Source organism: Actinomadura atramentaria DSM 43919, from assembly GCF_000381885.1.
GTDB classification, from domain to species: domain Bacteria; phylum Actinomycetota; class Actinomycetes; order Streptosporangiales; family Streptosporangiaceae; genus Spirillospora; species Spirillospora atramentaria.
Map to the genome: position 1 here is coordinate 40,889 of NZ_KB907218.1, position 13,107 is coordinate 53,995.

Genomic DNA, 13,107 nt, shown 5'->3' on the forward strand with positions numbered 1-13,107 from the left:
TCGCGGGAACGTCAACGTCCGGGGGGCGGGGGGCGCGGCGAAGGCCCCGGCATGCGGGGCCTTCGGCAGGATGTCGGCGGGGGCGCGGGGGTCAGGTCGCCGCGGCGGCCTCGGTCGCGGGCCAGCTCATGCGGATCTGCACGCCCTTGGGGGAGGCGCTGATCTCCACATCGTCGGCCAGCCCCTCGATGACGGCGAGACCGAGGTCCACCGTCCCGTTCGCGAGGGCGAACGCCAGGTCCTCCGGCGTGCCCACCGCCGTGAGGTCGCCCGACGACCCCTCGGCCCGGTCGCCCGTCCGGCTGCCCGGCCCGGCGATGTCCTCGCCGGGCACGGCGTCCGTCACGGTCACCTCGAACCGGCCACCCTCGCCCTTCAACTCCAGGTGGACCGGCTCGTCCGGGCAGTTGCGGCGGTGCGCCTCCACGGCACGGGAGCACGCCTCGCCGACCGCCAGCCTCACCTCGTCCAGCAGGGCCTCCTCGACGCCACTGCGGCGGGCCACCGCGGTGACGATCAGACGGGCCGTGCGGACGTGGACGGGCAGCGCACTGAATGCAAGCTCAACGATCGCCATCTCAGCGGGGGCCGCCTACTTGGCGTCCTTGCGCTTCTCCTCGGCTTCGGCGATCGAGGTGTGGATGCCGAAGACCTTGGTGAGCCCCGTGATGCGGAAGATCTTGAGAATGCGCTCCTGCGTGCAGACCAGCTCCAGGGAGCCGTCGTGCGCCCGGACGCGCTTGAGCCCGCCGACGAGCACGCCGAGACCGGTGGAGTCGAGGAACTCGACCTTCTCCATGTCCACGAGAAGGTGGAACTTGCCCTTGTTCACCAGGTCGATCAGCTTCTCGCGAAGCTTCGGCGCCGTGTAGACGTCGATCTCGCCCTCCACCGTGATGACGGTCAGGCCATCGTCGGTGGTGTAGTCGTTCACCTTCAGGTCCACAGATCCTCCAGCGCCGTACAGCACATTCGATTCCGCTCGCTCCGCGGTCCGCGGCGGCGGCCCGGGGGAACGGAACTTCGCCCGAGATTCAACCACGCTCCGGCGTCGCAGAGGCACGTTATCGCCCACTCAGACGAAACTTCGCGCCATCCCGTCTGACCTGGCGATCTGCCGGGCTTGGCAGGGGGATGGGGCCACCGGCACCGGGGCGTTCCCCTGGTTTTGCCCATGCTGGCAGACTGAAAACCTGATGGGCGTCCAAAGATCTTCTTCACCCCTCGAACGGCTCCTGGCCGACCCGGGCCGGCGCGGCCGCATCACCCATGTGGAACGGGTTCCCGCGCGTCCGGGGCGGCACGCGGACTGGCCGGCGTGGGTTCCCGAAATCGTCGTCGGCCGACTCGCCGCGGCGGGCGTCGAAACGCCCTGGGAGCACCAGGTCGCCGCCGCCGAGCACGCCCGCGCGGGGCGTTCTGTGATCCTCGCCACCGGTACCGCCTCGGGCAAGTCGCTCGGCTACCTGCTGCCCGCGCTCGCCGCGATCCACGACGAGTCGGCGCGCGCCGAGGGGACGGTCCTGTACCTGTCCCCGACGAAGGCGCTCGCCGCCGACCAGCTCCGCGCGCTGCGCGCCCTGCGGCTGACGCGGCTGCGCGCCGCGACCTACGACGGCGACACCCCGCGCGACGAGCGGACGTGGGTTCGGCAGCACGCGAACTACGTCCTCACCAATCCCGACATGCTGCACCGGTCGCTGCTGCCGGGGCATGCGCGGTGGGGCGGTTTCCTGCGGCGGCTCCGGTACGTGGTCGTCGATGAGGCGCACGGATACCGAGGGGTCTTCGGGTCGCACGTCGCGCAGATCCTGCGGCGGCTCCGGCGCGTCTGCGCGCGCTACGGCGCCGAGCCGACGTTCGTCCTGGCGTCCGCGACGACGGCCGAGCCCGCCGCGGCCGCGACCCGGCTGACCGGGCTGCCCGTCGTCGCCGTCGCCGACGACGCGTCGCCGCGCGGCGAGGCGACGTTCGCGCTGTGGGAGCCGCCGCTCACCGAGCTGCGCGGGGAGCGCGGCGCGCCGATCCGGCGGACGGCGACGGCCGAGGCCGCCGCGCTGCTCGCGGACCTCGTCGCGGCGGACGTGCAGACGCTCGCGTTCGTCCGGTCGCGGCGCGGCGCGGAATCCGTCGCGCTCAGCGCGAAGCGGGCGCTCGAAGAGGTCGCGCCCGAGCTGGCCGCCCGGGTCGCCGCGTACCGGGCGGGCTACCTGGCCGAGGACCGCCGCGCGCTGGAGGCGGACCTGCGGTCCCGCGCGATCACCGGCCTGGCCAGCACGAACGCGCTCGAACTCGGGGTGGACGTGTCCGGGCTCGACGCCGTCGTCGTATGCGGCTGGCCGGGCACGCGCGCGTCGCTGTGGCAGCAGGCGGGCCGCGCCGGGCGGGCCGGGCAGCCCGCGCTGGCCGTGCTCGTGGCGCGCGACGATCCGCTGGACACCTTCCTCGTCCACCATCCCGAGGCGATCTTCGGGACGCCCGTCGAGGCGACCGTGCTCGACCCCGACAACCCGTACGTCCTCGGGCCGCACCTGTGCGCGGCCGCCGCCGAGCTGCCGCTCACCGAGGCCGACGCCGAGCTGTTCGGGCCCGCCACGACCGCGCTGCTGCCCGACCTGGTGCGGCGCGGGCTGCTGCGGCACCGGCCGACCGGCTGGTTCTGGACGCGCCGCGAGCGCGCCACCGACCTCGCGGACATCCGGGGCGCGGGCGGCGCGCCCGTCCAGGTCGTCGAGGCCGGGACGGGGCGGCTGCTCGGCACCGTGGACGAGGCGTCCGCGCACACGACCGTCCACGAGGGGGCCGTCTACCTGCACCAGGGCGAGTCGTTCGTCGTGCGGGCGCTCGACCTCGACGACTCCGTCGCGCTCGTGGACCACACCGAGCCCGACTACACGACCACCGCGCGCGACGTCACCGACATCCGCATCGTCGAACGGCTCCGCACGACGGGCTGGGGCGCGGCGACGCTCTGCTTCGGCACGGTCGAGGTGACGCGCCAGGTCGTCGCCTACCAGATGCGGCGGCCGCAGACCGGCGAGATGCTCGGCGAGAAACCCCTCGACCTCCCGCCGCGCACGCTCCGCACCCGCGCCGTCTGGTGGACGCTCTCCCCTGAACAGGTCGAATCGCTCGGCGACATGGACCTCGCGGGCGCGGCGCACGCCGCCGAACACGCGTCGATCGGCCTGCTGCCCCTCTTCGCGACGTGCGACCGGTGGGACATCGGCGGCGTCTCCACGGCCGTCCACCCGGACACGGGCCTGCTCACCGTCTTCGTCTACGACGGCCACGAGGGCGGCGCGGGCTTCGCCGAACGCGGCTACGACGACGCCGCCGCCTGGCTCCACGCCACCCGCGATGCCATCGCCGCCTGCGAGTGCCTGACGGGCTGCCCGTCCTGCATCCAGTCCCCCAAATGCGGCAACGCCAACGAACCCCTCGACAAACTAGGCGCCCTCGACCTCCTGGCCGAACTACTACGCCGAGCCACCTGACCCGACCCCGGCCACCCCGCTCCGCAGCCAGCCGCGCAACGCGCTCCCCTCGGCGAACCGCTCACCGGTCAATGGCCGGTCAATAGACCACGCCCACGTCGGCGGACGCCCGGTCAGCACGTCCTCGCGGAACGCAGCACGCCGAGGCGCGACCCGTAGCCGGTCAGCTCGCGGGCGGGGCCACCCGCTGGGCGGGCACGGCGTTGGGCACCGTGCCGGGGCCGCCCTGGCCCGCGTTCTGGCGTGCGCGCGCCAGCTCGCGCTGGAGCTGGCGCTTCTCCATCTCCAGTGTGGTGACCGACTCCTCGTGCTCGTCGCGCAGGTCGCGCAGCTCGCGCCGCAGGTCGATGGAGCGCCGCGCGCCGCCCGCCGCCACCGCGATGCCCAGCACGAAGACCAGGGAGACGAGCGCACCGGCCAGGAAGACCTGCCACTCGTTCTCGACGCCGGGGACGGTGTGGCCGAAGGCCGACAGCGACGCGGCGCCGTCGTTGCCCAGGACGATCGCGGCTCCCACCACCAGCGCGGCGACGATGAGCACCAGACCCAAGAAGATCATGCGGAGCGTCTCCTCTCCGTTTCCGGACGATCCGGGAGAACTCTCTGCCGGCTCCGGAGCCTAGTGCCAACGCCCTCCGAACGCCATCACTCGATGATCAAAAATGCCCCCCAACAACGATTTCGTCCACCCACCCCCCACTGACCTGCACAATCCCTCACCAACCCACCGGCATCCCCGCGCCATCTTCCCTTGACGTCCACCCCACACCCGAAAGAACAAGCCCCCAGAACCACAACTCCCCAACACCAACCGGCCACCCCGCACCACCCCGTGCCACCCGCACCGCACCGCCCGCCCAACTCCGCGCCGCGCGTCGCGCAAGGCGCATGGGCGCGGCAGTGCCTTACACGCCTCTCGCGCGGCGTAGTCCGTCCACGTCGCGGCCACGCATTGTGGGCGCAGCGCAGATGGCGCGATCGAAAGGCCAGTGGTACGTGCGGGTGGGCTTCGGGTGGTTGGCCGTCAGTGCTTTTCGGGGTGGCGTTTGCGGGTGGTCGGCTTGCCGAGTTTGGCGGGGCGGCGCCTGGTGGGGCGGGCGCTCGGCGGGGGGTTGTCGGTCTTCGGGGACGTCGCCCAGGTGGGGACGGGGGAAGCGTCCTCGTTCGTCGGGACCTTGGCCCAGGCGGGGACGGGCGGCGCGGTGTCGTCGTCCGCCGGGGGCTTCGCGGGGTCGAGGAAGGGCGCGTCGGCGGCGCTGCCGGGTTCGCGGAACAGCTTGCTCGTCGGCGCGGCCGCGACCTCGGCGACGGGGGCGGCGGTCGTCGGCCGCTTCTTCGTGCCCAGCGAGAGGACGGCGGTGCGCGCCAGCGCCTCGGCCTCCGTGATGCTTTCTTTGGCGCGGCTCACGCGCTTGCGGCCCGTCCCGCCGCGCGCCGCCCGCGCCGCCATGCCCTTGCTGCTCAGCCCGGCCTGCGCGACGCGGAGCCGCCGCGTCCACGTGCCGAGGTGCGCGGCGATGACGAGCAGGACCAGCGCGATGCCGACGCTCCGGCCCCACTGCAGCGGCGCCGGGACGGGGATGTCCGCCGCGGTCGGGGTGCCCTGCTGCCCGGCGACCTGCGGGGCCGGGTAGGTGTAGCCGGGCGTCGCGCCGTCCGGCTGGACGGACGGCAGCGTGACCGGCGACTGGTTGTTGAACGCCGTCAGCGGCGTGGACGTCGTCGGGGCCGCGCCGGTGCCGGGCAGCGACGGCGCGGTGCCGGTCGGCGGCGGGAGCGTCGTCCCACCGCCGCCGCTGCCGCCCTGGCCGCCGTTGATCGTGAGGTTCGTCGAGGCGATGCCCGACGAGACCGTGCCGCCGAGCCCGTTCGACCGCTTCGCGTAGACGTTGACCTTGACGGTCCCGCTCGCGGGGGCCGCGAACGTCGCCGAGCACGCCGCGCCGGAGCAGAATTTACTCACCGCGCCGGTCTGCGAACCCTTGCCGGACACCCCGACGGTGTAGCCGCTGAGGTCGACCTCGCCGCCGCGCGTCCAGCTCACCTTGAGCTTCCCGCCCGAGGCGGTCGCCGTGAGCCCGGCGGGCTGCGCCGGGGGAACCCGGACGGTGAACGTGCTGGTCCCCTCCGTGACCGGGCCGCCGAGGATGCGCACCCGGACGACAGCGACGGAGTACTTGCCGTTCCTCGGGATCGCAACAGTGCCCGACAGGTCGCCGCCGAACAACTTGTCGTCGAGCGTCTTCTCCCCGGTACCGGGAGCCGTCACGCGAAGCTGGTAGTGAGCCAGTCCGGACTTAGCCTTCACCTCGACCTGCGTGCCGGACTTGATGACCGCGCCGCTCGCCGGGGACGTGATGCCGGTGGACGCGGCGCTGGCGGGCGCCGCGAAGAAGACCGGGAAACCGATCGCAAGGGGTGCGGCGAGCACGGCGGCACCGATCCTGCGAATCATGGTCACGGCCTCAATCCCTTCGTCGGATGATCTGCCGAAGGAGCCCCGGGGGTCGTCCGCGCTGGCGGGGCCGGGGGTCGGGGTGGGGGCGAGTGGCGGCCGGGGTCGGCGCGCCAGTCGATACCGGTGGGTTACCGGAAGCGTAACGTACCACTGCGCGAACTACGTCACGGAACGATGACAAAGAGGCAGGTCGCACCCCTCGCTCTCGCACCTATTGACAGTAAGTGCAACGGGACGCCGTTCAGGGTACGCCCTCGCTCCCGCTGGGACCAGCCCTCGCCCGCACGATGATCACGTGGTCCCCGAGCCCGAGGGGGACGCGCAGGCGCGCCGTCACGGCGACGTCCGCGATCCCCGACCGGACCGCGCAGGAGGCCAGCCGCCCGCCCGACTCGGCCGCGACGTGCCGAGCCCGCCCGCACCGGGCCGCCTCCCCGCCGACCGTTCCGGCGGCGGCGAGCGCGGCGAGGTCGGCGGCGGCCTGCACGCGCGTCCGCACGCCGCGCACCCCGCCCACGGCCATCGCCGCCGCGCCCGTCGCCCAGACGACGCCCAGGAGAGCCACGACCCAGACGGTTCCCGATCCGCGGTCGTCGCGCCACCTCAGCCGCCTTCCGCGCCGACCGCCCCTTCTCTGCCGCCCGCTTCTCCCCATCCGTGATCTCCTTCCTGGTCGGCCATCCCCACCAGCCGCCGCAGCGCGCCCCTACACCCGGCGCGCAGCGGTGCTGCGCCGACCGGCTTCTGCCGGCTTCCGGCCGCAACGTCCGGCTTTCGGATCAGTGATCTCCTTTCGCCGGGTCAGGCGTCGTTGATTCCGCGTCGGGGAGGACGCCCGGTTCCGTCGCGGACGTCGCGCGGCCCGTGACCGTCAGGGCCGGGAGCCCGGACGCGCCCGGTGGGGCGATCCGCGCGGACACGTCGACGCTCGTCTCCGCCGCGTCCCGGCGCACCGTGACCACCGCGCCGCGCGGGGCCGCCCGCGCGACGAACGACCGCACGGCCGCGAGGGGTTCGCCGCGCGCGGCGGCCCGCGCCCCGGCGCGCGCCGCGTCCGCGCAGGCGAGCCGCGCCGACGCCGCCGCGACGCCCCACAGCGCGACGGCGGTGACGAGCACGAGACTGGGCAGCGCCAGCGCGACCTCGGCCGTGACCATCCCGCCGTCCCGCCCGGCCCGCGCCACGTGCCGAACCGCGCACCTCCAGAACCTGCGGCCGACCTGCGCGTGCCGAACCGCGCACCCCCAGAGCCCGCGGCCAGCCCGCACGTCCTGATCCCCGAGCGGAAGCCCGCGGCCACTCCGCACGCCCAGGGCCGCGAGCCGCGTGCCGCAGCCAGTCCGCGCGTCCCGGGCCGCGCGCGCCCAATGCCCGCGACCACCGTTCATGACGCAAGCTGCAGCGCCTTCCGCACGATCCCCATCAGCGCCGACTTCACCTCCGACGCCGTGACGACCTTGTAGAGCACCCCCGCGAACGCCGCCGCCGCGACCGTCCCGATCGCGTACTCCGCCGTCGACATCCCGAGGTCCCGCGCGCCGCTCCGGCACCGCTGCCACCGATTCATCCGGCTTCCCTTCCCGAGAGGGCGCGACCTGTTCGCGCCCTGCGGGACGAGAGTGCGGCCGGGCGCAAGACCCAGGAGAACCGAACGACGTTCTGTGGATAACCCCGGGAACGACAAGCGGGGGCGGAGCCGCACCGGCCCCGCCCCCGCTCCGACGTCCCCGCAGGTCAGTCGTCCGACTTGGCCTCCGGCAGCTTCGCCGAGATCAGGTCCATGACCGTGCTGTCGGCGAGCGTGGACACGTCACCGATGCTCCGGTTCTCCGCCACGTCCCGCAGGAGCCGCCGCATGATCTTCCCCGACCGCGTCTTCGGCAGCTCGGCCACGATGAGGATCTGCCGCGGCTTGGCGATCGGCCCGAGCGTCCGGGCGACGTGGTCGCGCAGCTCCTTCAGGAACGCCTCGCCCTCGACCTCCTCGCCCGCCTCCCCGCGCGGGATCACGAACGCGACGATCGCCTGCCCCGTCACCGGGTCCGTCGCGCCGACGACGGCCGCCTCCGCGACCTTCGGGTGCGACACCAGCGCGGACTCGACCTCGGTCGTCGAGATGTTGTGCCCGGAGACGAGCATGACGTCGTCCACGCGGCCCAGCAGCCACAGGTCCCCGTCGTCGTCCTTCTTGGCGCCGTCCCCCGCGAAGTACATCCCGTCGAACCGCGACCAGTACGTCTTCACGTAGCGCTCGTCGTCGCCCCAGATGGTCCGCAGCATCGACGGCCACGGCTCCTTGACCACCAGGAACCCGCCGCCGCCGTTCGGCACGGACCGCCCCTGGTCGTCCACGACGTCCGCGACGATGCCCGGCAGCGGGCGCATCGCCGCACCCGGCTTGCCCGCCGTCACCCCGGGCAGCGGCGAGATCATGATGGAGCCGGTCTCGGTCTGCCACCAGGTGTCCACGACGGGCGTGCGGCTCGCGCCGATCGTCTCCCGGTACCAGACGTACGCCTCGGGGTTGATCGGCTCGCCCACCGAGCCGAGTATCCGCAGCGACGAGAGGTCGTAGCGCGCCGGAATGTCCGCGCCCCACTTCATGCACGTCCGGATCGCGGTGGGGGCCGTGTAGAAGATGGTGACCTTGTACTTCTGGATCACGTCCCACCAACGGCCGCGGTTCGGCGTGTCCGGCGTGCCCTCGTAGATCACGCTGGTCGCGCCGTTCGCAAGCGGGCCGTAGACGATGTAGGAGTGCCCGGTGACCCAGCCGATGTCGGCGGAGCACCAGTAGACGTCGCGTTCCGGCTTGAGGTCGAACACCGCCCAGTGCGTGTACGCCGTCTGGGTCAGGTACCCGCCGGACGTGTGCAGAATGCCCTTCGGCTTCCCCGTCGTCCCGGACGTGTAGAGGATGTAGAGCGGGTGCTCCGCGTCCACCGGCTCCGGGGTGTGCTGGTCCGACTGGCGCTCGACCAGGTCCTCCCACCACACGTCGCGCTCCGTCTCCGCGACGTCCTCACCGGTGCGCCGCACGACGAGCACATGCTCCACCGAAGGCGCGTCGGCGACGGCCTGGTCCACCGTGGGCTTCAGCGACGACGGCTTGCCGCGCCGGAACCCGCCGTCCGCCGTGATCACCACGCGGGCCTGCGCGTCGTCGATGCGGGTGCGCAGCGCGTCGGCGGAGAACCCGCCGAACACCACCGAGTGCGTCGCGCCGATCCGCGCGCACGCCAGCATCGAGATCGGCAGCTCGGGGATCATCGGCAGGTAGATCGCCACCCGGTCGCCCTTGCGGACGCCCAGCTCCAGCAGCGCGTTCGCGGCCTTGCTCACCTCGCGCTTGAGATCCGCGTAGGTGAGCGTGCGGCTGTCGCCGGGCTCGCCCTCCCAGTGGTAGGCGACCTTCGCGCCCAGTCCCGCCTCGACGTGCCGGTCGACGCAGTTGTACGCCACGTTCAGCTCGCCGCCCACGAACCACTTCGCGAACGGCGGATTGCTCCAGTCCAGAACCTCGTCCCACGGCCTGCTCCACGACAGGCGTTCGGCCTGCGCGGCCCAGAAGCCCAGCCGGTCGGCCGCGGCCTCCTCGTACGCCGCCGCGGTGACGTTGGCGGACTCGGCGAGCTCAGCCGGCGGGGGAAAACGTCGCGTCTCCTGTAGGAGGTTCGACAGTGTCTCTTGGCTCTCGCTCACACGTACTCCTCGCTGATGAAAGTGGAGCTTCCGGCCAGGCCCACTCCAGCAGGAGTCAGCGTCCCGTATCAAGACGCCCCTGCTCCGGGCGGGCCGGGGGCGCCGGACGCTCCCTACTCCGGACGGGATGCTATGTGATGCCCGCCACAACCGATCGCCGGAGGTCCTTCCCTCGCGGCGCGGCGGCGGAACCACCCGGGGCGGAAGCTGCCCGGACGACCGCATAGGGTCGGCTCCGTGACCGATGCACTCGCCTCCGTTGCCGACCTCCCCGGCGTCGCCGAAGCCGTCGCCGACGCGCGCAAGGCCGTCGACCGCCTCCTCGGCCACCGCATCCTGCGGCGGCGCAGCGCCGAGGTGTCGACCGAGTCCGCGCTGCGCGGCGCCCGCGCGTCCGCCGTGCTGGAGGGCGCGTCGGTGACGCTGGACGAGCTGCGCACCACCGAGCACCCGTCCGACCCGGTCGTGCAGGGCTCGCTGCGCGTGTCCGCCGAGATCGGCGCGCTCGCCGAGACGTGGCGGCAGGCGCCCCGGCAGGTCCTGGCCCGGCTGCACGTGCTCGTCGCCGCCGACGCGGTGGACGCCGAGGCGCTCGGCCGTCCGCGCGCGGAGGGCAAGCCGTCCACCGATCCGCTCGGGCTCGGCGACGCCCCGCCGCCGGACGCCGTCGCGGCCCGCCTCGACCAGCTCAGCGCGCTGCTGACCGAGCCGACGAAGGCCCCGGCGCTGGTCGTCGCGGCGATCGTCCACGGCGAGCTGGCGGTGCTGCGGCCGTTCGGCTGGGGCGACGGGATCGTGGCGCGCGCCGCGCAGCGGCTGACGCTCGTCGCGCGCGGCTTCGACCCGAAGTCGCTGACCGCGCCCGAGACGGGCCACGCGGAGCTGTCCGGCGCGTACGGCGAGGCGCTGCGCGGCTACGCGGCGGGCGGCGCGGACGGCGTCGCGGCCTGGGTCGCGCACTGCGCGGACGCGACCGCCGCCGCCGCGCGCGACTCGCAGGCGATCTGCGAAGCCCTGATGCGCGGCTGACGGTTCTGTCCGACCCGGCGGGTACGTTCGGCGCGTGGTCGAACGACGTCCCGGGGCGGCCGCCCCGGCAACCGAGACGACGGTGCGCTCCGCCGACTGGGATTCGCGGGACCTGGGTGACGAGGAGCACACCCGCGTCCTGTTCACCGAGGTGGACATGACGGAGGCGACGAGCGCCGCCGCCGTCTTCACCGAGTGCGTGTTCCGGGGCGTCCGGTTCAACGTGTCGTCCCACGCCGACTCGGCGTTCCTGAACTGCACGTTCGTGCGGTGCTCCTTCTTCGACGCGACGTTCACCGGCTGCAAGCTCGTCGGCTCCCGGTTCGACGACTGCTCGCACGACCTGATGAAGGTCGGCGGCGGCGACTGGTCGTTCACCGGGCTGCCCGGCGCGGATCTGCGGCGCGCCGACTTCGCCGACGTCCGGCTGCGCGAGGCCGATCTGACGGGCGCGCGGCTGGCGGGGGCGCCGGTGCGGCGCTGCGACCTGTCGGGGGCGTGGCTGCACAAGGCCGACCTTTCGGGCTGCGACCTGCGCGGATCGGTGCTGCCGCCGCTCGATCCCGCGACGGTGGAGCTGCGGGGCGCGGTCGTCGATCCGGCGCAGGCGGTGGCGCTGGTGACGGCGCTCGGCCTGGAGGTCCGTTCCTAGACGGCGTGTTCGAGAGGGGGCGAGGCGACGGCGTCCAGCGGCTTGGCGGGACGCGGACCAGTCCTTTCCCCGGCGCGTCCGTGCGTGGACGACCGGGATGCCGGTGTTGTTCGGCTGAGTGATCGGTTGCGCGGAATTCACAGGAATGAACCGGTGAAAAGTCTAGTTCGTCCTATTTTGTACCGAGTCCACCGCCCGGTAAGTGATCACAGACCGTGATCGTTTGTTTTTTCCGAAACGCACGGTAACGATCAATAGGCCACCCGGCCGATATGCCCGACCTGCCCGGCACCTCCCGACCTGCGAGCACACCGATGTAGCCGAACGAGAAGAAAAGTCACCAGAGGGGTGACATTGTGGCTCGACGGAAGTCGTAACAGTCGGGCAGCATATGTTGTATCTGCCTAGACTGTAGGCGGTGACTTTGCGTCTCCTGTAGACGCCGCTGGCGCACGCCCGCGGTGATCTACGCTCTCGATGCTTTCCTGAGAAACGGTCCGGCTCTACCCCCCCCGGAGTCGGACCGCACGGCGACCCCCGCTCTCCCCCCCGGCGGGGGTCGCCTCATGCCCGGGGTGGGCGGCCCGGCCACGGGCCGCCCACCCCGAGTTATCCACAGGCTCCGCGCGGATTTCCGCCGGGCCGCCGCACCGCCGCACGCTGGGGTCCTCCGAACCGACCGGGAGGAACCCCATGACCGGCACCGCACTCATCGCCAGCGGCGACGCGCCGCTCCGCGACGACCTGCTCCGCCTCGCCGCCGCGGCCGGCACGACCGCCGAGACCGCCGCCGACCCCGCGCGCGCCCGCGCCGGCTGGCGGCGGGCCGGGCTCGTCGTCGTCGGCGCCGACCTCGCGGACGCGCTGGCGGGCGTGCCGCACCGCGGCGGGGTCGTCGTCGCGGCCCGGCACGGCGATCCCGACGTGTACCGCCGGGCGGTCGCGATCGGCGCGCGCGACATCGCCGTCCTGCCCGACGACGAGCCGTGGCTCGTCGACGCCTTCCGCGCCGCCGCCGATCCGGGGCGGGGCGACGCGGGCCTGACCGTCGCGGTGTGCGGGGCGCGCGGCGGTTCGGGTGCGAGCGTCCTGGCGGCGGCGCTCGCGTGGACGGCCGCGCGCGACGGGACGTCCGCGCTGCTGGTCGACGCCGATCCGTGCGGCGGCGGGCTCGACCTGCTGCTCGGCGTCGAGGAGCGGTCCGGCGCGCGCTGGCGGGACCTCGCGCCCCGGCGCGGGCGGCTCGGCCCGTCCTCCCTGCGGGACGCGCTGCCGCGCGCCGGGAACCTGTCGGTGCTGTCCGGGGAGCCGGACGGGCCCGTCCCCGGGGAGGCCGCGGCCGCCGTCCTCGGCGCGGCGGCGCGCGGATTCGACCTGACCGTCGTGGACGCGCCGCGCCACCCGGACGCGCTCGGCACCGCCGCGCTGCAGGCCGCCGCCGTGACGTTCCTGCTCGTGCCCGCCGAGGTCCGCGCGACGATGGCCGCCGCCCGGATCGCGCCGCGGCTGGCCGAACTGACGGCGGACCTGCGGCTCGTCGTCGGGCTGCCGTCGCCGGGCGGGCTGACGCCCGACGTCGTCGCGGAGTGCCTGGCGCTGCCCGCGGCGGGCGTGCTGGAGCGCGACGAGCGGTTCGCGGCGGCGGTCGAGGACTCCGACCTTCCGCAGGCGCTGCGGCGCGGGTCGCTGTCGGCGCTGTGCGAGTACCTGCTCGCCGAACTGCCGCTCACGGACCGTCCGGCACCGCTGGCAGCGGCCTGATCAGGAAG

General features: G+C 73.6%; 12 protein-coding genes. 4 read left to right on the top strand and 8 right to left on the bottom strand.

Features of this window, described 5'->3' with window-relative positions:
• Positions 1-91 precede the first annotated feature (91 nt).
• Together G339_RS0123525 and G339_RS0123530 are read right to left on the bottom strand one after the other, a co-directional pair.
• Positions 92-577, bottom strand: coding sequence for an ATP-binding protein (locus G339_RS0123525; protein WP_019633521.1), 486 nt, complete (start codon positions 575-577; stop codon positions 92-94).
• A 15-nt stretch (positions 578-592) separates the two neighbouring features.
• Positions 593-946 (bottom strand): STAS domain-containing protein, encoded by a 354-nt coding sequence (locus tag G339_RS0123530; protein ID WP_019633522.1) that lies wholly within the window; start codon positions 944-946, stop codon positions 593-595.
• 325 nt (positions 947-1,271) lie between these two features.
• Between G339_RS0123530 and G339_RS0123535 the strand changes: the two genes are divergently transcribed.
• Positions 1,272-3,497, top strand: a complete 2,226-nt coding sequence (locus G339_RS0123535; protein ID WP_019633523.1) for a DEAD/DEAH box helicase — start codon at positions 1,272-1,274, stop codon at positions 3,495-3,497.
• Between the two features lie 163 nt (positions 3,498-3,660).
• Here the strand turns inward: G339_RS0123535 and G339_RS0123540 are convergent, their stop codons facing one another.
• From G339_RS0123540 to acs, 6 genes are all read right to left on the bottom strand, one after another.
• Entirely contained in the window at positions 3,661-4,056 is a 396-nt protein-coding gene (locus G339_RS0123540; protein ID WP_019633524.1) for a hypothetical protein, read from the bottom strand.
• 465 nt (positions 4,057-4,521) lie between these two features.
• The gene (locus G339_RS0123545) at positions 4,522-5,958 is read right to left on the bottom strand and encodes a hypothetical protein (RefSeq protein WP_020722881.1); all 1,437 of its coding nucleotides are present in this window, start codon (positions 5,956-5,958) and stop codon (positions 4,522-4,524) included.
• A gap of 238 nt (positions 5,959-6,196) precedes the next feature.
• Positions 6,197-6,610, bottom strand: a complete 414-nt coding sequence (locus G339_RS35040) for an Rv3654c family TadE-like protein (RefSeq protein WP_084693383.1) — start codon at positions 6,608-6,610, stop codon at positions 6,197-6,199.
• A 124-nt stretch (positions 6,611-6,734) separates the two neighbouring features.
• Entirely contained in the window at positions 6,735-7,139 is a 405-nt protein-coding gene (locus G339_RS0123555; protein WP_019633526.1) for a TadE family type IV pilus minor pilin, read from the bottom strand.
• Between the two features lie 200 nt (positions 7,140-7,339).
• On the bottom strand, positions 7,340-7,522 hold the full coding sequence (locus tag G339_RS0123560; RefSeq protein ID WP_019633527.1) for a DUF4244 domain-containing protein: 183 nt from the start codon (positions 7,520-7,522) through the stop codon (positions 7,340-7,342).
• Positions 7,523-7,689: 167 nt separating this feature from the next.
• Positions 7,690-9,657: an acetate--CoA ligase gene (gene acs / locus G339_RS0123565; protein ID WP_019633528.1), complete on the bottom strand. Its 1,968-nt coding sequence runs from the start codon at positions 9,655-9,657 to the stop codon at positions 7,690-7,692.
• A gap of 237 nt (positions 9,658-9,894) precedes the next feature.
• Here acs and G339_RS0123570 point away from each other — a divergent pair, with 237 nt between their 5' ends.
• The 3 genes from G339_RS0123570 (at position 9,895) to ssd (ending at position 13,099) form a co-directional block, all read left to right on the top strand.
• A complete protein-coding gene (locus G339_RS0123570) occupies positions 9,895-10,686 on the top strand; it encodes a Fic family protein (protein ID WP_019633529.1) in 792 nt (263 codons plus the stop codon).
• A 34-nt stretch (positions 10,687-10,720) separates the two neighbouring features.
• Positions 10,721-11,338 carry a pentapeptide repeat-containing protein gene (locus G339_RS0123575; RefSeq protein WP_026341720.1) on the top strand — a complete coding sequence of 206 codons (618 nt, stop codon included), beginning with the start codon at positions 10,721-10,723 and terminating at the stop codon, positions 11,336-11,338.
• A gap of 693 nt (positions 11,339-12,031) precedes the next feature.
• Positions 12,032-13,099: a septum site-determining protein Ssd gene (gene ssd / locus G339_RS39995; RefSeq protein WP_019633531.1), complete on the top strand. Its 1,068-nt coding sequence runs from the start codon at positions 12,032-12,034 to the stop codon at positions 13,097-13,099.
• Positions 13,100-13,107: the final 8 nt, after the last annotated feature.

What these genes read in the sequence shown, in the direction of transcription:
- G339_RS35040 (WP_084693383.1), bottom strand. Translation starts at nt 6,610, where the DNA reads ATGGGGAGAAGCGGGCGGCAGAGAAGGGGCGGTCGGCGCGGAAGGCGG.
- G339_RS0123560 (WP_019633527.1), bottom strand. Translation starts at nt 7,522, where the DNA reads ATGAATCGGTGGCAGCGGTGCCGGAGCGGCGCGCGGGACCTCGGGATG.
- ssd (WP_019633531.1), top strand. Translation starts at nt 12,032, where the DNA reads ATGACCGGCACCGCACTCATCGCCAGCGGCGACGCGCCGCTCCGCGAC.
- G339_RS0123525 (WP_019633521.1), bottom strand. Translation starts at nt 577, where the DNA reads ATGGCGATCGTTGAGCTTGCATTCAGTGCGCTGCCCGTCCACGTCCGC.
- G339_RS0123540 (WP_019633524.1), bottom strand. Translation starts at nt 4,056, where the DNA reads ATGATCTTCTTGGGTCTGGTGCTCATCGTCGCCGCGCTGGTGGTGGGA.